The 25,755-nt window shown below is 60.8% G+C and carries 19 protein-coding genes and 2 pseudogenes; 13 read left to right on the top strand and 8 right to left on the bottom strand.

The window, feature by feature from the left end:
* Positions 1-141 precede the first annotated feature (141 nt).
* The gene (locus IVA96_RS30610) at positions 142-558 is read right to left on the bottom strand and encodes a hypothetical protein (protein ID WP_247280295.1); all 417 of its coding nucleotides are present in this window, start codon (positions 556-558) and stop codon (positions 142-144) included.
* A gap of 808 nt (positions 559-1,366) precedes the next feature.
* Between IVA96_RS30610 and IVA96_RS30605 the strand changes: the two genes are divergently transcribed.
* Positions 1,367-1,729 carry a hypothetical protein gene (locus IVA96_RS30605; RefSeq protein WP_247421136.1) on the top strand — a complete coding sequence of 121 codons (363 nt, stop codon included), beginning with the start codon at positions 1,367-1,369 and terminating at the stop codon, positions 1,727-1,729.
* Between the two features lie 712 nt (positions 1,730-2,441).
* Here the strand turns inward: IVA96_RS30605 and IVA96_RS30600 are convergent.
* Positions 2,442-3,881 (bottom strand): acetamidase/formamidase family protein, encoded by a 1,440-nt coding sequence (locus IVA96_RS30600; RefSeq protein ID WP_247280293.1) that lies wholly within the window; start codon positions 3,879-3,881, stop codon positions 2,442-2,444.
* A gap of 176 nt (positions 3,882-4,057) precedes the next feature.
* Positions 4,058-4,708 carry a tyrosine-type recombinase/integrase gene (locus IVA96_RS30595; protein ID WP_247280292.1) on the bottom strand — a complete coding sequence of 217 codons (651 nt, stop codon included), beginning with the start codon at positions 4,706-4,708 and terminating at the stop codon, positions 4,058-4,060.
* A gap of 393 nt (positions 4,709-5,101) precedes the next feature.
* On the opposite strand from IVA96_RS30595, the gene IVA96_RS30590 reads away from it, so the two are divergent.
* Positions 5,102-5,656, top strand: a complete 555-nt coding sequence (locus IVA96_RS30590; RefSeq protein WP_247280291.1) for a protein-L-isoaspartate(D-aspartate) O-methyltransferase — start codon at positions 5,102-5,104, stop codon at positions 5,654-5,656.
* A gap of 384 nt (positions 5,657-6,040) precedes the next feature.
* Positions 6,041-7,882 (top strand): tetratricopeptide repeat protein, encoded by a 1,842-nt coding sequence (locus IVA96_RS30585; protein ID WP_247421133.1) that lies wholly within the window; start codon positions 6,041-6,043, stop codon positions 7,880-7,882.
* Positions 7,883-7,987: 105 nt separating this feature from the next.
* Here the strand turns inward: IVA96_RS30585 and IVA96_RS30580 are convergent, their stop codons facing one another.
* Positions 7,988-8,164 (bottom strand): hypothetical protein, encoded by a 177-nt coding sequence (locus IVA96_RS30580; RefSeq protein ID WP_247421129.1) that lies wholly within the window; start codon positions 8,162-8,164, stop codon positions 7,988-7,990.
* Positions 8,165-8,397: 233 nt separating this feature from the next.
* Between IVA96_RS30580 and IVA96_RS30575 the strand changes: the two genes are divergently transcribed.
* The 8 genes and pseudogenes from IVA96_RS30575 to IVA96_RS35515 all read left to right on the top strand — a co-directional run bounded on the left by IVA96_RS30575 (position 8,398) and on the right by IVA96_RS35515 (position 14,459).
* Entirely contained in the window at positions 8,398-8,892 is a 495-nt protein-coding gene (locus IVA96_RS30575; RefSeq protein ID WP_247280288.1) for a phasin family protein, read from the top strand.
* Positions 8,893-9,022: 130 nt separating this feature from the next.
* Positions 9,023-9,982, top strand: coding sequence for an alpha/beta hydrolase (locus tag IVA96_RS30570; RefSeq protein WP_247280287.1), 960 nt, complete (start codon positions 9,023-9,025; stop codon positions 9,980-9,982).
* 129 nt (positions 9,983-10,111) lie between these two features.
* Positions 10,112-10,502: pseudogene (locus tag IVA96_RS30565) on the top strand (VOC family protein).
* 775 nt (positions 10,503-11,277) lie between these two features.
* Positions 11,278-12,369, top strand: a complete 1,092-nt coding sequence (locus IVA96_RS30560; RefSeq protein WP_247421125.1) for a TRAP transporter substrate-binding protein — start codon at positions 11,278-11,280, stop codon at positions 12,367-12,369.
* A 258-nt stretch (positions 12,370-12,627) separates the two neighbouring features.
* Positions 12,628-12,849: a hypothetical protein gene (locus tag IVA96_RS30555; RefSeq protein ID WP_247280285.1), complete on the top strand. Its 222-nt coding sequence runs from the start codon at positions 12,628-12,630 to the stop codon at positions 12,847-12,849.
* Positions 12,850-12,912: 63 nt separating this feature from the next.
* Complete coding sequence (locus tag IVA96_RS30550; RefSeq protein WP_247280284.1) at positions 12,913-13,278, top strand: hypothetical protein; 366 nt, start codon at positions 12,913-12,915, stop codon at positions 13,276-13,278.
* Positions 13,279-13,705: 427 nt separating this feature from the next.
* The gene (locus IVA96_RS35520) at positions 13,706-14,251 is read left to right on the top strand and encodes a substrate-binding domain-containing protein (RefSeq protein WP_253075140.1); all 546 of its coding nucleotides are present in this window, start codon (positions 13,706-13,708) and stop codon (positions 14,249-14,251) included.
* Positions 14,181-14,459 carry a substrate-binding domain-containing protein gene (locus tag IVA96_RS35515; protein ID WP_346347919.1) on the top strand — a complete coding sequence of 93 codons (279 nt, stop codon included), beginning with the start codon at positions 14,181-14,183 and terminating at the stop codon, positions 14,457-14,459. Before IVA96_RS35520 ends, IVA96_RS35515 begins: the two co-directional genes overlap by 71 nt.
* Positions 14,460-14,920: 461 nt before the next feature.
* Here the strand turns inward: IVA96_RS35515 and IVA96_RS30540 are convergent, their stop codons facing one another.
* The 4 genes and pseudogenes from IVA96_RS30540 to IVA96_RS30525 all read right to left on the bottom strand — a co-directional run bounded on the left by IVA96_RS30540 (position 14,921) and on the right by IVA96_RS30525 (position 22,022).
* Positions 14,921-15,907, bottom strand: coding sequence for a c-type cytochrome (locus IVA96_RS30540; RefSeq protein WP_247280283.1), 987 nt, complete (start codon positions 15,905-15,907; stop codon positions 14,921-14,923).
* A gap of 408 nt (positions 15,908-16,315) precedes the next feature.
* Positions 16,316-19,579, bottom strand: a complete 3,264-nt coding sequence (locus tag IVA96_RS30535) for an adenylate/guanylate cyclase domain-containing protein (protein WP_247421121.1) — start codon at positions 19,577-19,579, stop codon at positions 16,316-16,318.
* A gap of 267 nt (positions 19,580-19,846) precedes the next feature.
* Positions 19,847-21,134: pseudogene (locus tag IVA96_RS30530) on the bottom strand (IS1182 family transposase); the annotation flags it as partial.
* A gap of 66 nt (positions 21,135-21,200) precedes the next feature.
* Positions 21,201-22,022 (bottom strand): phosphotransferase, encoded by an 822-nt coding sequence (locus tag IVA96_RS30525; RefSeq protein ID WP_247421118.1) that lies wholly within the window; start codon positions 22,020-22,022, stop codon positions 21,201-21,203.
* Between the two features lie 600 nt (positions 22,023-22,622).
* On the opposite strand from IVA96_RS30525, the gene IVA96_RS30520 reads away from it, so the two are divergent.
* Positions 22,623-23,438, top strand: coding sequence for an MBL fold metallo-hydrolase (locus IVA96_RS30520; protein WP_247280280.1), 816 nt, complete (start codon positions 22,623-22,625; stop codon positions 23,436-23,438).
* A 286-nt stretch (positions 23,439-23,724) separates the two neighbouring features.
* Positions 23,725-24,624, top strand: a complete 900-nt coding sequence (locus IVA96_RS30515) for an alpha/beta hydrolase (RefSeq protein ID WP_247280279.1) — start codon at positions 23,725-23,727, stop codon at positions 24,622-24,624.
* The last annotated feature ends 1,131 nt before the right edge of the window (positions 24,625-25,755 follow it).

Below are 25,755 nucleotides of genomic sequence, written 5' to 3'. Positions count from 1 at the left end.
CTGCGCTATGCCGATGGCTCCGCACCAGCTCCCGTCGCTACCACCGCCCATTCGGGTAAATCCAACAGCCGGGGCGAACTCAGGACTGGATAAAACTTGGGGGCAAGGTCAACCGGCAAATTCCCGAACGACACATCGCTTCTAGGTTTGCGTCGTTTCATCTCCTCGAGATAAACCGTATAATCGTCCTTCGCCAATATTCTTGTCGGCCTTGCCGTGAAACGCTTCCTGAGCGAATGGTGCCGTAGCTCCATTGTACATGCCCATTCCACCGCTCCGAAGAGCGCGTTCTTCGGCGAGCGTAGCGAACAGCACGCCATGCATCCCCAGATCGACAACAACGGCCTCACCAACTTCGCCTACCCTCGCCAGGGACGAAAACCCAATTGCGCGGTTCAAACGGCCGGGCGCAAGGATCGTCAATTGACTCACGCTCGAACCCGATCGCTCACCTTCCGGGGTTTCTACGACAAGGGTCAGCCGTGACCTAAGTGTGGTCGTCTCGCCGCGAAATGCCCACCAGCCAACCGCTATGATCGCGACTGCGGCCACAAGCATTGCCAAACATCCGTTAGCGCGGCCGCTCATCCTGCCCCCTGCGTTAGTCGACACCACAGCGTAGGAGCATACCAACGAAAATTGCACGTCTGCAGAACCACGATCTTGAGTAGTGACTGATCATTTACCGTGGTTAAGGATCAGTTGCCGCTAATAGGACGCGCCTGCGCTTTGGTTTGCTTGACCGCTTTTGGCCAGACGGGAAATTGCGGAGAACCGGCCAAATCGACGCGATTGACCCAAATCGGAAGTTGACGGAAAAAAGCTGGATGATACCGGGGGCTTTGAATGGCTGGCGAGGGTGATCAGTATTTCGCGACGACAGGGGCACTCTGGTCGAAGGGGCAAGCTACCGTGAGACGGGGTTGAACGTCGTCAATTCACGTTGCGCAATCCCAACGCTTGATTTTGGCGAGGTCGCGCTGGCGCGCCGCCAATGACTCGATTGTCCAGCAGAACGGGGTGATCCATGCAGCAGCTTGATAGTCCCCGCGATCGCAACGTCGTGTCGAACGGACCATAGAGCTTTGGCGCATTAGCGAGTCGCCGAAATCGCCTGTGACCTCAGCGCGAGAGAGCGCTGAGGTTGGCAGGCACCTGTCGGAGCCGCAGGTGCCGGCCATGCGTGGTGGGCGTCGCCGAACTACATGGCAACTGCCGAGTCTTAGTACGCATTGCTGTAGGTGTACGGGTAATAGCTACACCCATTTCCATACGAGTACCCATATCCATACGGGTAACAGTAGGCGTAGTCGTCATACGGGTAGCCGAATCCGAATCCGAAGCGGCGACGCCCGAAATCGCGATCATGGAATCCACGACCACGAAATTCGCCGCGGCCACGAAATTCCCCGCCATGGAATCCGCCGGCCATCCGGCCGCCACGGAATCCGCCACCGCGGAGGTCGCCGGCCACGCCGCCATGGAAGCCACCGCCACCAAAGCCGCCGCCATGGAAACCGCCACCACCGAAGCCACCGCCATGGAAACCGCCACCACCGAAGCCACCGCCATGGAAACCGCCACCACCGAAGCCACCGCCATGGCCTCCGCCGATACCACCTCCGCCACCGCCGTGGCCTCCGCCTCCTCCTCCTCCGCCGCCGCCGCCACCGCCGCGAGCCAACGCCATCGTCGGCGCAGCCAGGCCAACAGATGCAACGGCCAATAACGCGATTGCTGTCTTACGCAACATGATCATCCTCCTTGAGGACTATCGCTCCCAACCTCAACACCCATCGGAGGTGGCAATCGATCGAGAGAGACGCTACTGGCTTCGACATCACTGTTGCTCAACTCCGCGCGAGCGCCTGATCAAATTCAAACTCAGAAAGTAAATTCAAATTCAGAAAGCGCGTCGCGCGCGTTGCTCGATTCAAGCGATTCCACAGTTGCAGATGTAACTTGATCCTGGAATTTCGTAACAAAAAAGCTGCCGAGTTGCGCCACGTGACTTCGATCTCGCGCTCCAACTTCGCGAAGGTCTATGTGACAGGTGGTCCATGCAGCAGCTTGAATGTCCCCGCGATCGCAGCGTCGTGTCGAACGTTGCTAAGGAGGTGATGCGGAACCGGCAAAACCGGGCAACCGGCACTTCCGAGATTACCCCCAAGGCCGACGCAAGGCCCTATCCGCCTTCTCTGCGGTGCGATACCATTAGCGTAGACCTTCTTGCTGCGATGCACGACTCCGGTTTTGGCCCATCGCGTCAGTTTGCGGCACCGCTCGAACTCGGGCGCAAACGGAGCCTTGAGGACGTTTGCCGTCCATTCTGACGGACTACCTTCGGCGCGATTGACCCACTCGGACATTGCGCGCTATCCGCCCGAGGGCTACTGCTGGTCCGATTCTAACATTCCCGTCGCTTCATGGCTCCTAGAGCTTCAAGCCGTCGCTATACCGGCAAACAGGTTCTTCTTGATGATCGCATGGATGCCCCAATTGCCATCGACCACCTGCGTGACGCCGAAGTCGACTCCGATGGACATGAGCGAAATCGCCTCGTCCTCGGTCAATCCCTTGGTGGTCATCAGGAAGCTACGCATTTTACGAAACGCATCCCTTAGCGCGAGATCGATCGAGGATTTCTTGTAGATGTCCTGCTGCGCCGTAGGGCCGAGCTCCGCGAGATAATTGGGGAAGCTGAATCCGTGCAGAACCCATTCGTCCTGCGTCTCAAGCAGCGGGTAATTCAGCCCGGCGAGCGAACCGCTCAGTGAATTCTGCTTGTGCAGGATAAGCTGGAAGGTCCCGGTCAGCGACATTTCGATGGCGGTGCCGCACAATTCTGAATCGCCTTGCGCGGCGTGCGAGTCGCCGACTGAGAACAAGCCGCCTGGCACTGCAACCGGATAGTACAGGGTCGCGCCCTTGCCGATACGCCAATTATCGATGTTGCCGCCGAAATAGCTCGGCGGAATAGAATCGACGATGTCGGCTTCTTTTGGCGCCAGGCCCATCACTCCGAAATGCGGTCGGATCGGGATGCGGACGTTTTTGAGGATGTTGTGGTTCTCTTGCACGATCGAATGGTCGACCGGCACGCCGGGATAATCGATGATCTTGTGGACGACACCATACGGATCGGTCTGAGGCACCCAGCGGAAGTTGTAGACCGCGTGTGCCCAGTTTTGCTGCCCGCTGGCGTCGATTTCGTAGATCGTGCACACCTCGCGCGGCTTCGGTTCAGTGAGCAGATCATTGTAATGAAAGCCCCACCAAGCCGCCGCGTTGCTGCCGAATGACTTGCCCGGGTAGGCCGGGTTAGCGCAAGGCCGGGGCTTTACATCCATGATGCGGACTTCAATGATATCGCCCGGCTCGGCCCCGCGAACAAAAACCGGACCGGTCAAGATATGCACGCCGAAGCCTTCGCCTGCGCCGCGCCCGAGCTGCTTGCCGTCGATCGGGCCGGCGCCACGGCGATTGACGCCTTTCTTATCCTTGCTCCAAAGATAAATGCTCTCAATACCCGGATCGCCTTTGACCATACGTTCGACGTCGTCGCCGGCGTGGTGGGTCACGGCCTCGATGGTGATGTAATCGCCCGAATCCACTTCGAGCTGAGGCTTTAATAGTTTGCTGAAATAGCCCCAATGCACCGTGTCCGAGTTGGCCGGCAAGTAGTGGTAGGTCGGCTGGCCAGGCTTGGTCTGCGCCGATGCCGGAGTGGCCAGCGTGCCGCTTGCAGCCCATGCGGCTGCGCCACCGCCCGCGACGAATGCGCTCTTAACGAATGCGCGCCGCTCTTGGTCGAGGTCCTCAAGGAGCTTCTGTCGATGCAGCTCAAATCGCGGGCACGTTTGATCATCGCCTGCACACATGATGGTGACTCCTCTCTGACAAATTAGCCGGCAGGAGGTGGCTTGGTGACGCGCAAGAATTGAGCCTCAAGCCAAACTCGCCTCGCTTGGCCCACGCATAAAATTCAATGCTCAAATTTGCTTCACGGCAAGCGATGTAATCCGGCAGTCACACTGTCCAAACGCCACATCACTTGTCAAATGAGGTGTCTCGGCGCGGCCGACGACCTGGGGCTGCCGCGCACGGCGTGACAGGCGCGATTGAGCTGGCGCGTGGTCATCGGCTGCACCGGATCGCGGCCCGGGAACAACCAGCCCTGCGGGCGCGCCGCCTTCCAACAGGTCCGGAGCAGATCGAGCAGGTGTGGTGAGAGCATAACGTTACGGTCCTTGCCGCCCTTGCCCTGCTCGAGGCGGATGATCATCCGCTTGCTGTCGATGTCGGCGACCTTGAGCGAGACCACCTCGGCGGCGCGCAGGCCGGCACCACCATAGGCCACGCTCAGCGCCGCCTTGTACTTCAGCCCCGGCGCGGCATCGAGCAGCCGCGCCACTTCCTCGGGGCAGAGCACCACCGGCAGCTTGCGTGGCTCGTGAATGACATGGGTGTGCTCGACGATCTCGTGGCGCTTCAGCGTGACCTTAAAGAAGAACCGCAGCGTCGAAACGGTTTGATTGATGGTCGGCACACCAACGCCGCTCGCCGCCAGATGCAGCTGGTAGCGGCGCACGTCCTCGAAGCTCGCCGTATCCGGGGATCGCCCGAGAACGGCGAAGTTCTTGACCCTTTGCACATAGTCGTGTTGGGTCTTCGGCGCGAACTTGCGGATCGTCATGTCTTCGATCATGCGCCGGCGCAACGGGCTCATAGCCTCGTCGGTCATGGGGATGCTCCTGTCTTGGGTGAAGGTTGCGAACCCCTCATCTCAAGACAGGACGCCCCGTTGCGCTATCCTCTGGGCTCAATCGCCCGCCGCAGCGCGCTACCGCGCGAGCGGTTTAGTCCTCCGACCATTAATGGACATTAGAGGCAACTTACCAGCCAGCTGCAGTCATGTTATGATAGCTGAAGAACCGCCTGACGCACTACCGCCTGACGCACTGCGGTCATTCGCTTACCGGTCATCGGTCGAGTCCTCCCGTTGCGCTCAAACGGTCGACGTGAATCGTGAACCTCTTGGGGAGCGCACGATCCGCCAGTGTTTTGGGACAGCAAGGCCTCTCAGAGAGTCCTTGAGGCCATGGAGCAAACGCAACGCCATCTATTTATCCCTGAGCGATCTTGCTCCCTCGCATACGCGGACAGACCGATACCGATCGGACTCGGGCAGACCATATCGCAGCCGTACATCGTGGCCTTGATGACCCAGTTGGTCGAGGTCGCGCCCGATCACGTTGTGCTCGAAGTCGGTACGGGTTCCGGCTATCAGGCCGCCATCCTTGCGCACCTGGCGCGAAAGGTCTGCACCATCGAGATTATCCCCCAACTGGCCGAGGCCGCCGCAAAAGCACTAAGAGACCTCGCGTATGACAATGTGAGCGTCAGACTTGGCGACGGCTATGATGGCTGGCCCGAATGCGGTCCTTTTGACGCCATCGTCGTGACTGCCGCGCTCGGGCAGCCACCGCCGCCGCTGATTGAGCAGCTTAAAATGGGTGGCCGACTCGTCATGCCTGTGGGATCCGGTTACACCACTCAGCAGCTCACGGTCGTCGAAAAAATCGCGCCCGGCAAGACGACGACGCGCGCGGTCGCCCTCGTGCGCTTTGTTCCCTTTACGCGTTCACAAAACTGAAAGCTCCCAACGGTCCAGTTCTTGCGGAGCAGGACTTTGGGGCCGTCTAGGTCGACGCCTTGCGCACTTTTGGAAGGCAGCAATTGGCCCATTAGGGACATGCCGCGCACGGCGACGATGTCTGTTTATATGGGTAGAGCGGAAGTCGTCGGTGCGCGGGCAAACTGACGCGAATGATCCGAAGCGGGAAAGAGCAGCACCGTTGACCCAACACGTCGAGCTTTCCGCCGACGCTAACGTGTCGCAGCCACAGACATTGCAGTCGCCTTGCGGAAAGGACGGAAACGTCTGAAATTCAGGGGTCTCTTTGAATCCTGTTCCCGCGCCCCGTTGAAGTCGCGGATCCGGCAGATTGTTTTCCTCCGCCCGATTTTGGAGCCCATTATGGCGACATTCACGCGATCTCAAAATCTACTGGGTTCCGTTGGCGCCGCCGCGCTCGGCGGAGTTGCGCTGGCGGCGCTGCTGGCCGGGAGCGGCTTTATCCTCGTGGACGCGCGAGCAACCGCCGTGGACATATCGCTGCCGCTCGTCGGCCCCGATGTTCCCATCTGCCGCGCGCCGGCCGCGACCGGCTCGCCAAACATGATGTTTCGCCTGGCTCAGACGGAAGTGCCACGCGCCGAGATGAGTGCCGCCAGCCCCGCGCTGGCATTCACGGACACCGAGCCGCCGCTGTGGACCGACATTGGCTCTACCACCTGGAAGATCACGACCGCGAACGAGCGCGCGCAGGCTTATTTCGATCAGGGCCTGCGTCTTTCCTACGCATTCAATCACGATGAGGCGCGGCGCGCGTTCCGCATGGCGCAAAAACTCGACCCTGACTGCGCCATGTGTTTTTGGGGCGAGGCGCTGGTGCTCGGTCCCAACATCAATCTTCCGATGCCGGAAGACGCGGCCGCGCCTGCCTACGCTGCCGCGCAGAAGGCGAAGGCGCTTGCCGGGAAGGCGAGCCCACGCGAGCAGGCGCTGATCGGTGCTCTGGTGGCGCGCTACGGCAGCGATCCGAAGGCCGCGCGCGCCCCGTTCGACGCGGCCTACGCGGCCGAAATGGCAAAGGTAGCAAAGCAGTTTGCGGAGGACGACGAAATCGCCACGCTCTATGCCGAGGCGGTGATGGATATCAGCCCCTGGGACTACTGGAAGCCGGGTGGCCGTGACGCCAAGCCGCAAAGCGCGCCGATCGTGCCGACGCTGGAGCGTGTGCTGGCTCGCAATCCCAATCATGCCGGTGCAATTCACCTCTACATCCATGCCGTCGAGGCGTCCGACCGGCCGAAGCGCGCCGAGCCTTATGCCGATCGGTTGCGCGGCGCGATCCCCGGTGCCGGCCACCTCGTCCACATGCCGAGCCACATTTACTATCGGGTTGGCCGGTATCTCGACGCGCTGGAAGACAACAAGACGGCGGTCAAGGTCGATGAAAAATACCTGGCCGAGACCAACGCGCCGATGGGAGTCTACCGGCTCGGTTATTATCCGCATAACGTGCACTTCGTGATGGCTTCGGCGCAGATGGCCGGCGACGGCCCGACCGTGATCGCCGCCGCGCAGAAGCTCGGTCAGCTTATTCCCAGCGAGGCTGCCAAGGGCATTGCGATGGTGCAGCCGGTCAAGGCGGCGCCTTACTTCGCGCACGCGCAGTTCAGCACGCCCGAGACCATTCTGGCGCTGCCGGATCCCGGCGATGCGATTCCCTATGTCAAGGCAATGTGGCTCTACGCGCGCGGCGTCGCGCTGGTGGCAAACCGTGACTTCGCGGGCGCTACTGCCGCGGCGAGCGCCATCGAGACGATCGAGCGCACCGCGGAGTTCAAGCTACTGAAGGATTCAGGCGTCCCGGCGCAGGAGGTGCTCCGCATCGCGCGCACAGTCATCCTCGCACGCGTAGCTCAAAACAAGGGCGACCATCGCACCGCCATCATCCGGTTCGAGCGGGCCGCGGCATTGCAGGACGCATTGGCCTACACCGAGCCACCCTATTGGTATTATCCGATCCGGCAGTCGCTTGCCGCCGCCCTGCTGCAGGCCGGCCGTTACGCCGAGGCGGAGCGGCAATTCCAGCGCGCGCTCAGCCGGGCGCCCGCCAATGGCTGGTCGTATTACGGGCTGGCGGAGCTGCACAAGTCGCGCGGCGATGCTACCGCGGCCCGCAAGGCCCAGGCTGATCTTGCCAGAACTTGGATCGGTGACCGCAAGCTGTTGCAGATTTCGAATCTCTGAAGCGTGCGACTGATTCGTGCCGCCTCCGTTCCTGGGCACTTTTCGGACATCTCGAAGATGGGCAGATGTCCGTTCTCGTAGGTAAAGCGGACGAAGCCGCATCGACTAGCCGATCTCGCCTTTTGACCCTGAGCCGCCATTCACAGGCAGCACGCCACTGCTTAAACCGGCGCGGTTCAGGTCTCCGCAACGTTCGGCGATCAGCCATCCGTCGATGCCTCCGGGCAGCTTGACGTCCGTGATGAGAACGTCGGCGATAAAACGGCCTTTGGAGAGACTCAACGCGCGGAGGGCTGATTTTTCTCAAACTGACACCGTTGAGCATAGGTCTAGAAGATCGCTAGCTAGACGTTTGTTGATTGGAGTTGCTACCTAAAATCATCTCGACATCGCAGAGCGCGCCATTGATCTCGGTTTATGCGGAACCCCAATAATCCACGGGTTTGGAACGCCACATCACAATGCCTGTTGACCTGCAGAAATGAAGTCGCACCCCCATTTTCTTGGAGCGTCAGATGAGTAAACGCAAACCGGCGACAGCGCCGAAGCGCGCCCGCAATCCGAAATTGGCCGCGCGGGCTCAACCGAACAAGCAAGCCATTGTTCGAAGCCAGAAAGAGGATTTACTTCGCTCTGTTGCGGCAGTCCCGATTGAGACGCCTCTTGGGCTTCATGATGATCCTAAAGAGCCTCGGCTGGATGCCTTACCCGATGACCTCAGTCAGAGAATGACGGGTCGCGATCCAATGAAAGGCTTTGCTTTAGTGACGGCAAACATGCAGGCGTATGAAGCGAAGCTTCTTGAAATTGCCGGGGCCAACGCGCAATTAGCTTTTGAATTCGGCCTCAGACTTGCGTCGATCAGGTCACCAACTGAATTTTTCGGCGTCATTACGGAGTTTACAAACAGGCGGTTCGATATGTTCGGGCAGCATTCGAAAGAACTGGCGGCATATCCGTTCTGGCGCATCAATCCGCCCCGAGAGCTCACGGCTCTGCCGGGACGATAACTGGCGGCAAAGGATGGTCGCAAACGCGGATCACGCACGCGCCGATCACGGTTGGTTGCTGTCGGCTTGGGAGCGCGGCTCACAACGAGGGAGTGGAATCAGTGCTTGCCATCGCGAATAAGTTGACACCATGTCCACAACTGAAACCGTGCTGCTGATCGTTTTGGCCGGACTTGTCGTTCTGATCCTCGCCAACATCGCGTTTCAGGTGGCAGCGGAGCGAAACAATCCCCCGATCGGCGTCTTTACCGATTGCGACGGTGTGTACCTCCACCATATCGAACGGGGCGATGCCGCCGCGCCTTGCGTGGTCCTGTTTCACGGAAATGGCACCATGGTTCAGGATCTCGTCCTAAGCGGTTTGGTCGACCGCCTGGCCCAGAATTATCGCGTCGTTTGCTTCGACCGTCCAGGGTTTGGCTACAGCCACCGTCCGCGCACACGCATCTGGACGGCCACAACGCAAGCCGCCTTGTTCGCGAAGGCTCTTGATCAGCTTGGCGTGCGCAACCCCGTGGTACTTGGCCACTCCTGGGGAACGCTGGTGGCGATCGCTCTGGCGCTGCGAAGCGGTTATGCCGTGAGTGGGCTGGTGCTTGTGTCCGGCTACTATTTTCCAACCGCTCGGCCGGACTTTTGGCTCATGTCAGTTCCGGCACTGCCGCTGCTCGGCGATCTGATGCGCTACACTATCTCGCCGATCATATCGTGCGCCATTATGCCGAAGCTGATGCGCACCGTGTTCGCGCCGCGCGCCATCCCGCCGGAATTCAAGAACGAATTTCCGATCTCGTTGGCTCTCCGACCCAAGCAGTTGAGGGCGGCCGCCGAGGAGAGTGCGTTCCTTATTCCAGCTGCTGCGCAGTTGCGGCTTCAATATCGGGATATCCGGTGTCCGGTTAGGATCGTGCATGGAAAGGCTGACCGGCTCATCGAGGCCGACCAGTCGCGCCGCCTCCACGCGGTGTTGCCCCGCTCCTTGCTTCATCTGGTCGAGGATGCCGGTCACATGGTTACCTATGCAGATGCGGCGGGAATAGCGGATGCCGTGGCGGCGCTGGCGCCCACCGCACCGGTGAGGACCGCATAGGCTTTCTTGTTGCATTGCGGGCGTCCGCGGCGTCCGGTTTGTGGGCTAGACGAGACCAACCTAATGGGCGGAGCAAAGTCGCGCTTTGACCCGTTGCAGACTAAAGCCAGGTGCGTAGACTGAATCCCCATGCGGCAGCAAATCGGTTACATCGCCCTTCTTGTTCGCGACTACGACGAAGCCATTTCCTATTTCACCCGACGCCTCGGCTTTGACTTGGTTGAGGACACTAACCTCGGCAACGACAAAAGGTGGGTTCTAATCGCTCCATCGGGCTCTCAAGAAACCCGCATCCTGCTGGCGAAAGCGGTTACAGCTGGTCAAACGCAACACATTGGTGATCAAGCTGGAGGCCGCGTGTTCCTCTTCTTGCACACAGACGATTTCTGGCGCGACTACGAAGCCTATCGCTCAAGGCGTACTGTTTCGGGAGGAACCTCGCGTCGAGTCGTACGGAATCGTTGCGGTCTTTGATGATCTCTACGGAAATCGATGGGATCTATTGCAGCTGACGCGATAGTTCTTACGAATCCTATGTGAACAGCCGCATCTCCGTTGCTATACCACGGCAGCTATTGACCCGTTGCCGAAGAGGGCCTTCACCATCGACAAGTTGGCTCGCCGGGATAGACCAGACGCTGCTCGGCTCGGTCCTGCACCGTGCAGTGTTGCGGCGCATATATCGAAACCAGCCAAATGAAGAGACGGACGGCCGCCATAAAGGCAATCATCCCCCACATAGCGAGCCATTTTGGAGCGTACCAAGTTGGCTCGCCGTTGGGACCCTATTGCATAGCAACGCGCTCGCTTACGATATGCCGGCCAAATAGCGGTTTAACCCGACGACCACCGCGACAGCGAAGAAGACGTAGTCCGCTGTACCATGCTTTCCGCATTCCAAACACCAGCCGAGACTATCCAAAGAGGGAGAAGCAATCCATTCTTGTTTAGATGGAGCCGGTCGCTTGTTTAGATGGAGCCGGTCGCGTCTACTTCTTTATGGTTGCTGCTAGATTGACCGGACGCGATGACCGCTTCTGGTTCAGGCGGGTTCGTCGGCGCAAGATTGCCGCAATGCAGCGTGGCCGCTTCCCAATCCATCTCCGGTCCCATTTGACTTGCAGGTGGTGCTGTTCGCATCTCCTGCGCATCCCTATGTCTGATATAATTGATCTCTGCCGGGTTCATCCAAAAAAGGCCCGCATGAAAAATTGATCCCCGGAGGAGTACTGCCGTCGAAATGGCCGCGGGCCGGCGGTTTTACTCAATGAGCAATCATCCACAGGGGAAACGCCATGAAACGTCGTCAATTTCTAAGTACGGCAGGTGCCGGCCTCGCCGCGTCTGCCGCCGTTGTTGCGCCAGCCATCGCCCAGTCGATGCCTGAATTAAAGTGGCGCTGCACCACGAGTTGGCCGAAGTCGCTGGATGTGCCTTTCAGTGCATCAGAGACGATCGCGAAATATGTTGCGGAAGCTACCGACAACAAGTTTCAAATTCAGCCCTTCGCAGGCGGCGAGATCGTGCCTGCCTTGCAGGCTGTCGATGCAGTAAGCAACGCAACCGTCGAAATGTGCCACACCGCCGCCTATTATTTCATCGGCAAGGATCCGACCTTCGCACTCTATTGCTCGGTACCGTTCGGCCTGAACTCGCGCCAGCAGACTGCATGGTTTCAGGATCACGGCGGTCAGGACATGCTCAACGAGTTCGGCAAGAAGTACAACATATACGGTATTGCGGGCGGCAATACCGGCACTCAGATGGGCGGCTGGTTCCGCAAGGAGATCAACAGCGTCGAAGATCTCAGCGGATTGAAGATGCGGATCGGCGGTTGGGCGGGCAAGACCCTTTCAAAGCTCGGCGTGGTTCCGCAGCAGATCGCAGGCGGCGACATCTATCCCGCATTGGAAAAAGGCACGATCGACGCAACCGAATGGGTCGGTCCCTATGACGACGAAAGGCTCGGCTTCTACAAGGTCGCAAGGTACTACTATTATCCGGGCTGGTGGGAAGGTGGCACGGCGCTGCATTTCTTCATCAACCTGGACAAGTGGAACGCCCTGCCAAAGGCTTACAAGTCGCTCCTCGCTCTGGCCTGCGGCTATGCCAACATGGACGTTCAGGCGCGCTATGATGCGCGCAATCCGGCGGCCATCAAACGGCTCGTCGCCAACGGGACTCTTCTGCGTCCGTTCAGCCAGGCGGTGATGGAAGCGTGCCTAAAGGCTTCGAACGAGGTCAATGCGGAAACCTCCGCGTCCAGCCCTGATTTCAAGAAGATCTACGATTCGCAAGTGGACTTTCGAAACGACGAGAATCTCTGGTGGCAGATCGCGGAGTATTCATATGAAACATTCATGATCCGCATGCGTTCGAAGGGCTGAGCGAGCCGCGCCGGCCCTTCGGGATACTCTTATCAGCTTCAGCCGGAAGGAAGCCGGCCGTCGCGGCCCGATGGCGGGCCGACGGACAGCATTCGTGCTGACCGCGTCGATGATGGCACGCTTCAAGAACTCGGTTGTCTTCTGCGGTCAGCAGCAGATCGCTCTTCGGATTGAAGTGGTCTTGTCTTGAAAGTTCGTCACGTTAGTCGGATACTGGATAGGATCCCTTGGGCCATTATCAATCCGAGGAGGACGACCATGGCGATTCAGATCGTGATGGACCGCACCGGCGACAGCCATCACCCTTTCAACCCCCGCGACCTGCAGGAAGTGGCGAAGGCGGAGCAGCGGTTCTATGAGCTGACGAATGCCGGCTTCACCGCCGCGGTCCGGACGGGTCCCGGTCAGATCTCGCAGATCCGATCGTTCGACGCCAGTGCGGATGAAACCCTCTTTTTCCCCAGATTGATCGGCGGCTAGCCGCTCATGTTCGGCTTTCGGCCGTCGGCGTCGGGCGTCCGGTCCCGCACGAGAGCGGCGCGAATGCTCTTCATCAGGCACGGCGCCGAGCGCACACCAGAGGGGCGGTCGCTGCTGCTCTTGCGGCGTTGGCTATCGCCCGCGCAGCGGGAGCAGTTCGCAAGGAGGGGCTACTTCGAGGTTGTCGGAAGCGAAAGTGGGAAGCGGTACCGGATCCACGCCGGGACATCGGTGAACGTGTGCGAGATTGACGATAGAGGCCGCGTGCGGGAGGGGCTGTGCTTCATGCCGATCGGCGCGCTGCCGATCGGAGATGTCATGCTTGCCCAGAAGATTGCGTTGGAAACATCCGAGGGCAAGGCGCGCGCCGTGGCCAGGAGGTTCACGCCGAGCACTTTCCAGTTCAGACAAGCCCGACCTCTCGGTTGAGGCCACGTACCTCGTCGCACCGCTGCACCAACTTCAACTCGGCACTTGAGAGCTGGCCCGTTCGCTTGTCGTTGGCGTTGCTGGACCGCTGGGCTTGCACACGTTGATGGGCGAGAGACGGCAAGATCAGATAGCAACATGATTACGTGTATCTCGAACCATCATTGCCCCTTGCAAACTGATTGCACGCAAGACTTGAGCCGTGGTCCTTGAGCGGGAGTTGGCTGTAACCATCGCCGCCTTCTAGTCCAAAGGCGCAGGTCCGGCCGGCGTCCCTGTTGTCGGCTCATCGAGGTAGACCGGAAGAAACCGGCGGAGCCGCCGACCGGCGCTCATGACCCATCTGAGACATTAGGCGTTGGACCTAGAACAGCGTAGCGTCCACATGCGGTCGAACGCTCAGTTCATATTTGCTTGTGGAGGTTACATGAGGACGGTTTCTTTCGCGGCAGTGGGCATCTTGGCCGGTATAATGCTGTCGTCGGCTGCGACCGCAGCTGAGTTGAGGGTTCTGGCTGGCGGCGCCATGACAGCGGTGTGGGCAGGTCTCAAGCCGAAGTTCGAGCAAACCTCAGGCCACAAGCTTGATATCTTCTTCGGCACCACCTCGAACTTGATAAAGGAAGCGACTTCCGGCAAGCCGTTCGATGTGGGCGTCGTGCCGGTCGAGGTGATGAGGGACGCCGGCGCGCAATCACACTTCGCAGCCGGGCCGACGCTGGACATAGCTCGTGTCGGCCTCGGTGTCGCGGTTCGCGCCGGTGCGCCGAAGCCCAACATCTCCACGCCCGAGGCGTTAAAGGCTGCCTTGCTCAAGGCGGAATCGGTCGCCTCGATTCCGGAAAGCGCAACTGGCTATTTCAATCGCGAAAGTATTCGAGCGTCTCGGCATCACCGAACCGATGAAAGGCAAGATGAAACCGCAGCCGACGCCGGCACAGGTCGTTGCTGTGGTCGCCAAGGGCGAGGCTGAACTCGCGCTGTTCCTGATGAACGTCTTGACGGCGCCGGGCCTCGACGTGGTTGGCCCGTTCCCCGCTGATTTGCAGCAGGATGTCGTATTCACGGCCGCGCTCGGTGCAGGCACGAAGGATGCCGCTGCCGCGAAGGCGCTCGTGGACTACCTGAAAACGCCGGACGCCATATCGGTGATCAAGAGCAAAGGTATGACGCCGGGCTGAAGCAATCAGCTGCGTCGTGGCGCAATGATTTCCATTCTGCCAAAGCGGATTGGCGCATGTCGGCTAATGCGATTGCGATTCTCACGGTGAAAAACCGGACTCCTGGCCCGTTGGCACAATTATTCATTGAACATGCGAGAGCTGTAGCAAAATCGTTGACGACGTGATCTGAGTGCCCGCTCTGTTCAACGATTGTCGACGCCTCTTGAGTTCGTGATGTCCGCTTCGCGTCAGCCTTTATCCCGTTATGGAGGTCCCCTGTTGGCCCATCGCTTCACTCAGTGCGATGCAGCGGCACTTCCGGAGTTTGGGGTAGACCGGAAGTGGCTGGCAGACGGCCAAACCGACGCGATTGACCCAAAGCGGCCGGACTGAATCGTCGGCATTGCGAGAGACTTGTAGCTGGCCTCGGCCCTGCTTCCGTGGGCGCGTCCTAATTAGGTCGGCGGCCCCGCCCCGCGTTACGGATCGAGCGAAGCAAGATAGGCTACGATCGCCAGCATGTCGTCCTGGTCGAGGTTGTTGACCACCTGCGCCATCAGCGGGCTCCACTCGCCGCTCCGCGCGCCATGCCCGAAATCGTAGAGCTGGCGAAACATGTAGCTCGGTGAGCGGCCGGCGATGCTCGGCAACGGCCCGAGACCCTTGAGCTCCGGCCCGTGGCACGGGGCGCATGCGACCGTCTTTCCCGACCCGCCTTTCACCAGTGCCTCGCCTTTCGCTATGGTGCCGACCGGCACATAGGCGGTGAAGGTCGAGCGGGGATCGCGGCTCTCGAAACGGTGCAGGTCGTCGGGAATTTCGAGAATGCGTTGCCCAAGCGGCTCACGTTCACCGCCCTCCACCGCTGCCCAGAGGAACGCCGCGATGTAACTTTTCGGCGCGGTATTGCTCTCGACCACCTTGATGCGCTTGCGCGGCTGGAGGCCGGAAAAATAGTCCGCCGCTGCTTCCACTTCCGCATCGGTGATCGGCTTGGAAAGGGCGATCATCAAGCTCGTCGGCAGACGGCCAGCGACGGCGGTGCTGCGCACGCCGCTCTTATAGTCAGCCATTTGTCGGATGATGTAGCTCTTCGGAAGACCTGCGAGGTCAGCGTTTTCCGGACCCCCAGGCCCGTCGGCGCGGTGACAAAACCCGCAGGCGAGCACGTCGGGCTTGCGGCCGTTGGCTACGATGTCCGGCAGCGGCCGATGGTCGCCCGGGTGCCAGATCGGTGCGACGAATCGGTCCCGGAGCTGGCTCCAGGTATACCCGGCCGTGCTGTTCGGCACACGCACAACGTTACCGTCATCGACCGGCGGCTTGTAGTTGGGATTGTTCTCCGGATAAGCCCACCGTGGCGGCGAGTCGCCCGCTGTGGCCGTCGTGATGGATAGCGCCACGCAAACTGTTGCCGACGCAAAGAAAGTTATAGCGATTTTCAGCGCGCCCTCGAACCTGTTCATGATTAGGCCCTCATGCTTCTCAGGCGGTGTTCCGCGGCGGAACACACACGGACGGCACTGCAAAAAGGCGATCAGTGGAGAATGCGATGCCCGCCGAGGGCACATGCTGCTCGTCACAATAGACGGGGACTTCGGCACATCCCGTTGAGCAGCTCCATAGTTACGCTACATCGATCACATGGTGGAGGAAAGAGGCTTGACTGATCTTGGCCCACAGCGTCGGACCTCGACGGTTGCCTTGGTGTCTGCTGCTTGCGGGTAGACCGGACGTGGTCGCGCGCATACTCACTCGACGTTCCTGACCCGGAGCCGTCATTCAGAGGCGCACGGCTTCACGCCACGACTGAAACCAGCGAGATGCCGTCTAAGGCGATTTGGCCAAGAGACCTGCGATGCTCGTATGCAGAATTAACTGCTGGTACTTGGGATCGGGTTCTTCGGCTCGGAGCTGGCCGTGGTCTCTTGAAGTATTGCTCTGGCGGCCTGTAGATCCGGAGTTCCAAAACCCTCGGTGAACTGGCTGTAGAGCGGGGTAAGCAGGTTGTGAGCCTCGCCGCGCCGACCCTGTTCGGTCCACAATCGTGCAAGGCGTGTCGCTGCGCGCAACTCCCACAACTTGGCGCGTTGCTCGCGCGCGGTTGCGGCCGCATGCCCGAACCGTGCTTCCGCGGTGCTCGCATCGGCCTTCGGCAGCCGCAGCATCAGCTCGCCCATCATCCGATGCAGCTCGGCCTCGAACCATCGCTCGCCGGTTTCTTCCACTCGGGCCAGCGCTTCGGTAACAAGATCCAGGCCTTCGTCCACTGCGCCGGACCGGCCGTGGACTTCAGCAAGCAAGCTTCGGAAATAGGGCACCAGGAAGCCCGCTCCGGTGGCCTGCCACATCGCAAGTCCCTCTCGGATCTGCGCGATACCAGCCCCAAAATTCCCAGCCTCGCCCAGCGTCCAACCGCGAATGATGACGCCGGCTCCGAGGAAGTGTGGGGAATCCTGCTCGGCTGCAAGCGCGATCAGCGCATTCGCCCGATCTCGGGCCTCGTCTTGATCCTGGCGGAGCTGCGACAGGATGCAGCCGTAAAGCAGGGCATAGCCGAGGGTGTTGCGGTGGGACAATTCCTTCGCGTCCGTCAGTGCCTCTTCGCTCCTCGCCTTTGCCTGCTCGGGATAGCCGAGGGCGAATAGTCCCCAGGATAGAACGGACAGTCCCGCCACGCTTGGATCCTGCGCGAACAGGAAGGCAAGCGACCGATGGACGGCCCGATCGTAGATAGCGAGCGTCCGCTCCAGATGGGCGCGAGCAGCCACTAACTCGCCGCGAAGCAATTCAGCGGTTCCGACGATGCGGTTGCCAATGGTTTCGGCGGCCGCATCGTTCTGTTCCTGCGCGCGGCGGAGTAAATTCTCGCCTGCAGTTCGACCGGCCTCGAGCTCCGCCCTCACGACGTGAAAAACCCACTCCCCATAGAGAACAGGAAAAAGTCGCAACGTATCGCCGAGGCGCTCGCACAAATCTCGGGCCCGTGCGTTGGTCCGCCCGACCTCCGGTGCGGCCCAACCCTTCGCAGCCATCAGGGCGACACCGAGGGCGACCTGCAGTTCGAGTTCTCGCCGCCATCGTGCGGCGTCGTCGGCGAGAGCAGGGATCAGCTCAAGCCCTTTGGTCAGTTGCGTGATCGCCTCTGCTGTGGCCGAGCGCGCGATCTCTGATTGTCCCGCCCTCAGCCAATAGTCGATCGCCGGTTCGGCCAGCCCCGCCTCCATGTAATGGTGGGCCAGAAGTTCGGGTTGCGCTTGCACTGTCTCCGGAAGATGCTGCTCGAGCGCGGCGGCGATCCGGGCGTGCAAGCGCTGCCGCTTCGCGCGCACCAGGGTCGCATAGGCGGCGTCCTGCACGAGCGCGTGCTTGAAGTTGTAGGTCGCCTGAGGCGGCTGCCCGCGCCGGAACACCAGGCTCGAGCCGACGAGGTCGTCCAACGCCGCCTGCAGCTCGCTCTCCGGCAGCGCCGTCGTCATCACGAGGAGTTCGTGCGAAAATTCGCGGCCGATTGCGGCCGCGACCTGGGCCACCTCACGCGCCGGGGCCAGCCGGTCGAGCCGGGCCAGCAGCGACTCCTGCAGCGTGGTTGGGATCGCCATCGGCGGCAGTGGCCCCGCGAGCGCGTAGTGATCGCCCTCATCGCGGAGCAGATTCGCCTCCAGCACGGTCCGCGTTAGTTCCTCGACGAACAGGGGCACGCCATCCGTCTTGGCGACGATCTGGTCGAGCACCGCAGGCGGCAGCGCCTTGCCGCCGCTCAGCCGCGCAACCATGGCCGCGCTCTGCCGACGGCTCAAGCGGCTGAGGGTCAGCGCGGTGACATGGGCATAGTGTGTCCAGGGCGGCTCGAACTCGGGCCGGAAGGTGATGAGGACGAGCACGGGGGCGCCTTGCACCCGGTCGACCAAAAGGTCGAGCAGCTCGAGCGAGGTCGGATCTGCCCAGTGCACGTCCTCGTACAGGGCGAGGACGGGCCGGCGCGCTGCGAGGCCGAGCACCTGATTGACCAGCTCCTCGAGCGTTCGCTCCTTCTGCCGATGCGGGCTCATGTCGAGCGGCGGCGCATCCGTCTCGAGCGACAGCAATGCCGCGAGCAGCGGGGCCACCGCGGTGACATCATCGATCGACAGCGCAAGCAGCGCCTCGAGCTTGTCGAGCCTCGTTGCGGCGGGATCGTCCGCGGACTTGCCGATGCCAGGCTCGCCCGCCAGCAGCACCACCTGGCCTTCACCCTCCTTGGCTCGCTCCCAGTGCTCGAGCAGCAGGCCGATCTCATTGTCCCGACCGACAAGCGGCGTCAGCCCAGTTCCGTGCAACGCCTCGAACCGGCTCTCGGCGCTGCCTTCGCCGACCACGCGCCACGCCCGCACCGGAACGGGAAAGCCCTTCAAGATCTGCATGCCGAGCTCGGCGAGCTCGAACAGCCCGCCAATGAGCTCCCGGGTGCGAGCGGAGATCACTACGGTGCCCGGCTGGGCCAGGGTTTGCAGCCGCGCCGCGAGGTTCGGCGTGTCGCCGACCACGGTCTCCTCGCGCGCCGCGCCTTCGCCGATCAGCTCGCCGACAACCACCGGGCCGGTGGCGATGCCGACACGGGCCGCGAGCTTCTCGCCATGCGCCGATCCCAGTCCGAGCACCGCCGCGACCGCGGCGAGGCCGGCCCGCACGGCGCGTTCGGCCTCATCCTCGTGAGCGCGCGGATAGCCGAAATAGGCCAGCACACCATCGCCCATGTACTTCGCCACGTGCCCTTCGAACCGCGCGATCGCGCCCGCCACCGCGCTCTGATAGTCTCGCAGGACTTCGGCCATTTCCTCCAGATCGAGCCGTGCTGCGAGCGCGGTTGAGTCGGCCAGATCGACAAACATCACCGTGAGCTGGCGGCGCTCAGCCTGAGGTCCAACCGACGCCGCGGCGGGTGCGGCCGTGACAGGGATAGTCGCCGGAATTGAGCCGGCGCGCAGGGCGGCGACGGCGGCGAGCAGCTTGCGGCGATGGCCGATCGAGGTGACGCCGAGCCCGATCAGATCCTCGGCCGTAAGGTCCATGAGGACCTCGGCGTCGATGTCGTTCTCCCGGAACGCCTGCTCGTACCGTCCCAGCCCCAGATCACGCAGCCACGCCGCGACATCCATGGGCGTCTCCCGGCTCGATCGTCCTCAGAGCGCTAGATGCTCCAGCCTACCTCAAAATGGCACGCGCGGGGCGCGGTGAAACGTCATGAGCTGACTGCGGAGGAAGGGCAGCTTCTGGCCCAGGCCGTGTGAAAATCCGGCAACTTGGGGAGCTCCGGCGCATTTCGGGGCCGCCGAGCTTCCAATTCGGTGGAATCGAGCTCCTGTCATTTCGGTGGCAACCAGGAGCTTCGTGTAGGCGCCGATTTGGTCGCGCAGAGGCCGGCCTCACGCCTGCATCGCCTCCAGCAATCCGCCTACGCCTACAATCATGATCACGCGCTTCATGTTGTAGGCGAGCACGTTGAGCGCCATCTCGGCGGCCACCTTTGGCAGCTTTTTCGTGAGAAAGTGCGTTGCTCCCATCCAACACTTCATCGTGCCGAAACTTCATCGTGCCGAACGGATGCTCCGCTGTCTGACGGCGGACACCCGTTGCATTGGGGTTGTGGTCGAGCCGATCCTGAACTTTTTCCAGAACGGCCTCATGCTCCCAGCGTGAGATGCGGCGCTCGGGACCTGTCGTGCACTGAGCTCTTAGCGTACAGGTCTTGCAGGTGCTTGTCCAATATCGGCGCAGTGTCTTTCCGTCCTCTACGTTCGTATAGTGATAAGTTAGCCGCTCGCTGGCGGGACAGCGATAAACATCATTGGCGGCGACATAGATGAAGTCCTGTTTGCCGAATCGGCCAGCAGCCATGGCGCCCGAAGTCATCGGCTTCGGCAACGTCACCGTGATGTCGGCTTCCTCGCAGGCCCTGATCTCCTCGCCATCGTAATAGCCGCGATCTGCCACGACTTCGATCGTTTCGACAGCCATCTCGTCGCGAGCCTGCCTGGCTATGTTGGCGAGTTGGTGTCGATCGCTGCCCACGTTGGTCACCTCGTGAGCCACGATGAGATGATGCCGCGTATCAACTGCAATCTGCACGTTGTAGCCACCGGTGTCCTTGCCACTTGTCGCCATCGAGCGCGCGTCAGGATCAGTCAGCGAGATCTGCTTGTCCTCACTCTCTATCATCTCCGCGTTGATCGCATTGAGCCGGATGATCTCCTCCTTGAGCTTCTTGATCTTGCCCTTTAACCGCTCAACCTTCGCCTCCGGCACCGCGTCGCCATGCCGATCAGCGGTCTCGAGCTGCGAGAGATAGCGGGCGATGCTCTCATCGATCCGCTCAAGACGCCGCTTCATCTTGGCCTCGGTAAAGTTCTTGTCCCGCGCATTGACAGCCTTGGACTTTGACCCGTCAATGGCGACGCTTGCTGCACTGAATAGATCAAGCTTGCGGCACAGTGCGACGAACTCGCGACAGACCTCACGAATGGCCTTGCCATTGTCCTTGCGGAAGTCCGCAATGGTCTTGAAGTCCGGCGCCAGCTGCCCGGTCAACCAGATCATCTCGATATTGCGCTGGCATTCCCGCTCCAGCCGTCGGCTCGACGGCACGCGATTGAGGTAGCCGTAGATGTAGATCTTGAGCATCATGCCGGGATGGTAGCCGGGGCGCCCCGTGTCGAGTGGCTGAACCCGAAGCCGTCGCTGAGCAGCCGCATCGACGGCCACGCGCGCGCGATGAAGGATTCAGTCGTTCGGGCGCAGGGCCGCTTCGGCGAGCTGCATCATCCGCTTCCATCGCTCACTTGTCGGGCCGCCCATTAGCAGGAAGTAGCGGACGATCGCGATCGGCAGCCAGGCCTCCATCGCTTGCTTCAGCGCCGCTACCGGCGTGCCGGACAGCCGGGCGTATTCAGATTGCGCGGCGGCATTGACCGCAAGCGGCCGCTGCGGATTGTCGGTGACGTCGAGGGCAAACTCGGTCAGGCTGATGTGAGTGAACCCATGATCGAGGGCCGCTGGCGCGCGGATTGAAAAGGTCCAGTCGATCAGCCGCGGACCGTCCGCCGTCATGATCACATTTTGGAGGTGTATGTCGCCATGGCACAGCCCGTCCTCCGGCTGCTGCAGGCGGTCGATCAGCGCGAGGATGCCGGAGGCGATGTGCTTGGGCACGACGTCGCCCGAGTGCCTGAATGCGGTGTCCATCCAGCCGCGCAGATGGAAGGCCTCCGCTGGCGGCGACATCCTGTGTACGGATAGGCCGAGGGACGCAAGGATCGCACCCGCCTGAGCGAACGTGACGGCGCCGCTGCGCGTGACTTGCAGCAGTGTCGGTCCGTCGAGACGGCCGAGCACGATGCCGAAGCGTCCATCGAGCGTCACCTCGCCGAACACCTCCGGCGCTGGCACGCCGGCGGCGAAGACTGCCTCGGTCATCCGCACCTCTTGCTGGATGAGCCGCGGCGGGAAACCTTCCTTGAACAGTTTTACGACCTGACCGGGCGCCCAGACGTGGATGTCCGCTGTGCCGCCCTGGTTGATCTTCTCTCCGAGGGCTCCCCGCATTGCCCGTCCTCCCGCCGGTCGCGACCAAACACCAACGGCGGGCAAAAGAGAACCCTCCCGCGATCTTAGTTGTCAGCCATGATCGTGGCTTGTCCCCGGCCGCAGCGTTTGCCAGAATCGCGAAGCGACGCGCGGTTTGAGACAAGCTCGGTTCTGGCCCGTAGCCGAACAGCGGCAGGGCGTGGCAAGTCGCCTGTCGAGGGTAGACTGGACACGAGAAGGCTCGTGCCCCCGATCGCCGTGCTGAGTTTCTGAGATATGGCGTGCTCCTGTCTTGAACGCCCCTGCCAGCTTCTCGCACTGGCAGGGCCGGAGCACAGCCGGACCAACCGATTAGCGGTCATGTTGCCCTGGGGTCGCTACTGTGAAAAAGTGTGAGCCTTGGAGAATGAGATAGGGCTTCGACACGCCGCGCGATGTACCAGCGGCAGCAGATAGAACATCATCTGATTTCGACCGGGAGGGCAGCGTATGGCCTCAAAGTGTCTTCAGAGAATGCTAGGAATCGCACTATTTGCCCTCGTCGTTGTCCCAGCGGCGACGGCGCAAGGACAAGAAATTAAGGTAACACTCTTAGGGACAGGATGCCCTCCGGCCGTTATGAATCGGTTCGGACCGAGCATCCTCGTCGAAGCGGGTGGACAGAAGTTCATTTTCGATGCAGGCCGCGGCGCCCTTCAGCGGCTCAACCAGATCAAGATTCCCTGGCAGGATGTAAACGGCGTCTTTCTCACCCACCTGCATTCAGACCACGTCGTCGGCTTCCCGGATCTGTGGCTAACCGGTTGGCTTACGCCGGGCCGGGATCGGCCACTGCAGGTCTGGGGACCCAGAGGGACGAAGCGCATGATGTCGCTCCTCGAGCAGGCATTCGAATATGACATCAGGATTCGCCTTTACGATGACCGAGCGGCACCAGACGGCGTAGTCATTCTCGCCGAGGACATCACCGAGGGGCTCGTATATGAGAACAGCGGTGTGAAGATCACCGCGTTCGAAGTGGACCACACGCCGGTGAAGCCCGCGTTTGGTTATCGTATCGACTATTCAGGTCGGTCTGTCGTGCTCTCCGGAGATACCCGCACCTCTGAAAATCTCATCCGACACGCGCAGAATGTTGATCTCTTGATTCACGAGGTCGCCTCGCCTGAGACGTTCCAGCGGGTTGGAGTTCCACCAGCGCGAACGACAAGTGTTGTCGCCCACCATGTCACGCCAGAGCAGGCTGGAGATGTGTTTACGCGGACGACGCCCAAGCTCGCGGTGTATTCACACATCGTGCTGCCGAACGCAACCGAGCAGGATCTGATTCCACCAACGCGGAAGACTTACTCCGGTCCCTTGGAGCTCGGTGAAGATCTGATGGTCATCGACGTCGGCGAGAAGGTTGAAGTCCGAAGACCCGCCAAACCTTGACCCCGGCGTAAAATCCAGCACTGACATGATTGAATCAGCTCGGGCCAATTTGCTGCGCCGCGTGAGTCCGGTTCTCGTCCTTAGCTGTCCTTCGTCTTGAGCGTGTGGACGCCGGCTTTCCGGTCGCAAGCGGAAGAAGGACGGATAGTGTCGGCAAGACGGCTTGTGACCCAACGTGGACTCGGGCTGTCAAGCCTGCGGTTTATTGATAGCTGCAACGCAACGTCGCATGGCGGAGCTTACATCACCGGGATATTGTATCTACCTTGAGATGCAGGGGGTCATCATGCACTTAGCACTCAAAGCCCTTATATCCGGCCTCATTCTCTGGCCTTGGCATTTGGCACCAGCTATCGGAGCTGATGTCAAACAGGTGAGCGTCAACGGCACGCAATTCGCCTATATCGAGGCTGGGCAAGGTGATCCCGTTGTTTTGGTGCACGGCGGACTTCAGGACTATCGTTTTTGGAATGCGCATGTTCCGGTGTTCGCGAAAACCTATCGTGTCATCGCCTATAGCCGGCAGAACCACTTTCCGAACGCAACGAACAAGGATGGTCTCCCTGATGCCGCCGCAGACGTTCACGGCGAGGATTTGGCCGCCATCCTGGCCGGGCTCGGCGTAAAGCGAGCTCATATAGTTGCTCACTCGGCCGGCGCACATGCTGCGCTGTTCTTCGCTTTCAATCACCCTGAAATGGTGCAAACGCTGATCATCAATGAACCCCCGGCCACAGGTTTGCTCGCCGGAGCACCCGGAGGCGCGGAGATCTTGAAGGAATGGAACGTTCGGTTTGCGTCCACACGGGACGCGTTCCGAAATGGCGAGATCGATGCGGGGCTGCGGCTGTTTGCCGAAGCTGTGGGCGGACCCGGCACCTACGACCGGCGGTCCGAGAGCGATCGCAAGATGATGTCGGACAATGCGCTGTCTTCCGTCGCGGACGTGATAAGTACCCGCCCGCGTCCGGTGTTCACCTGTGACATGGCAAAGCGCATTTCGGCGCCCACGCTTGTAACGAATGGTGAGCGCAGTCCCGAGTTCTTCCGGCGCATCGTGGACGAACTGGAACGATGCCTGCCTCAACGAACTCGGGTCAAAATTCCCGACTCATCTCACACCGTTCCGGGAGAAGCCCCGCACGCCTATGACGAAGCCGTAGTTGCCTTCATCGCGAGCCACTAACAAAGTGCGGCTGCTCGTGTGCTCTGAGGTGCCTTAGTCTGGTGACCACCGGAGCGCTCTAGCTCTCTCTTTCGCCCCGTCCACCATTGGTGAAGTGATTGAATGAAGCAGCGCGACTTCCGGTACTGGGCCCATGGCTGACTGTCTGCGCGATAGGCGCGGCGGCCGCTGCCGGACGGTGAACGGACCACCCTGGTGCAGGCTGCCGAGGACAGTCTTTGGACCCGCAGCGGACGCACGGATCAGACGATAAATCCACGATAAAGTAGGTCTGGCATCCTGCACTGTACCAACGAAGCGGAAACCTTTGCGCGTCTATGTTCTGATCAACTGCTGTTTCTCGCCCGTGTCGCCGCTTGCGATCGGGGCGGCATGAGGCGAGTCAGCGCGGCATCCGAGACGACGCGACCATTCCAAATGCCAGCGATGAGCTCGTCCTTACTGACGACGCATTCCCTGTTGCGGGTCAAATACTTCTGAAGGTCGAGCATCTGCGGCATAACAGAGATCGTCTCGGCTCCCTGCCGCAGCTCCGCCGGTTCGTATCCAGCGCAAAATCGGAAAAGGAGCAAAGCAAAAATCGAAACGGAGCAAAGCAAATGCGTCCTCCTACGGCACGATCGCACCTAACGAGCTGGGATGTAAGCAGATGGTAAGAAGAATGGAAGCCGTTTGTAAAGCGCTTCCTATGACCTCGGTTCATCCTCGTGCGCGGCTGAACAGTATGAACTGCTTGCCGATCTCGCGTCACGAGGGAGGGCATCATGAGGCGGATGGTTGCGCTGACGGGGGACGTCGCTGGAGCGACACTCTTGCTCTGTGTCGCATGCGTTCTCGCCTCTGCGAACCGCGCTCACGCTCAATGCTCGGCGCGTGATGTGTTGCATAGGCAGTTGATACTCAAGGCGACGGCCGTTGGCCCGACACGGATGGGTCCAGTGACGTCCGTTTCGGATGTTGCCGGATGGAAAACAATCAGCATCGGAACGTTCCCAGATACGTTCGCTCTAATTACCGCACTGAGTGTGACCTTGCCCCCATATGTGGAACGGCCCGCGTGGCAAGAGCTTTTGCAGTCGATCTCACACATTGGAACGGTGCGGTCATATGTCCGGCCTTTGCGCGCGGCAC

Source organism: Bradyrhizobium sp. 159 (genome assembly GCF_023073795.1).
Lineage (GTDB): Bacteria > Pseudomonadota > Alphaproteobacteria > Rhizobiales > Xanthobacteraceae > Bradyrhizobium.
The sequence above is the reverse complement of the archived record's forward strand: the minus strand, read 5'-3'. Positions and strand labels throughout refer to the sequence as shown.

Coding starts and splice junctions, on each gene's coding strand:
- IVA96_RS30610 (WP_247280295.1), bottom strand. CDS start 558: ATGCTTGTGGCCGCAGTCGCGATCATAGCGGTTGGCTGGTGGGCATTT.
- IVA96_RS30605 (WP_247421136.1), top strand. CDS start 1,367: ATGGAATCCACGACCACGAAATTCGCCGCGGCCACGAAATTCCCCGCC.
- IVA96_RS30600 (WP_247280293.1), bottom strand. CDS start 3,881: ATGTGTGCAGGCGATGATCAAACGTGCCCGCGATTTGAGCTGCATCGA.
- IVA96_RS30595 (WP_247280292.1), bottom strand. CDS start 4,708: ATGATCGAAGACATGACGATCCGCAAGTTCGCGCCGAAGACCCAACAC.
- IVA96_RS30590 (WP_247280291.1), top strand. CDS start 5,102: ATGGAGCAAACGCAACGCCATCTATTTATCCCTGAGCGATCTTGCTCC.
- IVA96_RS30585 (WP_247421133.1), top strand. CDS start 6,041: ATGGCGACATTCACGCGATCTCAAAATCTACTGGGTTCCGTTGGCGCC.
- IVA96_RS30575 (WP_247280288.1), top strand. CDS start 8,398: ATGAGTAAACGCAAACCGGCGACAGCGCCGAAGCGCGCCCGCAATCCG.
- IVA96_RS30570 (WP_247280287.1), top strand. CDS start 9,023: ATGTCCACAACTGAAACCGTGCTGCTGATCGTTTTGGCCGGACTTGTC.
- IVA96_RS30560 (WP_247421125.1), top strand. CDS start 11,278: ATGAAACGTCGTCAATTTCTAAGTACGGCAGGTGCCGGCCTCGCCGCG.
- IVA96_RS30555 (WP_247280285.1), top strand. CDS start 12,628: ATGGCGATTCAGATCGTGATGGACCGCACCGGCGACAGCCATCACCCT.
- IVA96_RS30550 (WP_247280284.1), top strand. CDS start 12,913: ATGCTCTTCATCAGGCACGGCGCCGAGCGCACACCAGAGGGGCGGTCG.
- IVA96_RS35520 (WP_253075140.1), top strand. CDS start 13,706: ATGAGGACGGTTTCTTTCGCGGCAGTGGGCATCTTGGCCGGTATAATG.
- IVA96_RS35515 (WP_346347919.1), top strand. CDS start 14,181: ATGAAAGGCAAGATGAAACCGCAGCCGACGCCGGCACAGGTCGTTGCT.
- IVA96_RS30540 (WP_247280283.1), bottom strand. CDS start 15,907: ATGAACAGGTTCGAGGGCGCGCTGAAAATCGCTATAACTTTCTTTGCG.
- IVA96_RS30535 (WP_247421121.1), bottom strand. CDS start 19,579: ATGGATGTCGCGGCGTGGCTGCGTGATCTGGGGCTGGGACGGTACGAG.
- IVA96_RS30525 (WP_247421118.1), bottom strand. CDS start 22,022: ATGCGGGGAGCCCTCGGAGAGAAGATCAACCAGGGCGGCACAGCGGAC.
- IVA96_RS30520 (WP_247280280.1), top strand. CDS start 22,623: ATGAATCGGTTCGGACCGAGCATCCTCGTCGAAGCGGGTGGACAGAAG.
- IVA96_RS30515 (WP_247280279.1), top strand. CDS start 23,725: ATGCACTTAGCACTCAAAGCCCTTATATCCGGCCTCATTCTCTGGCCT.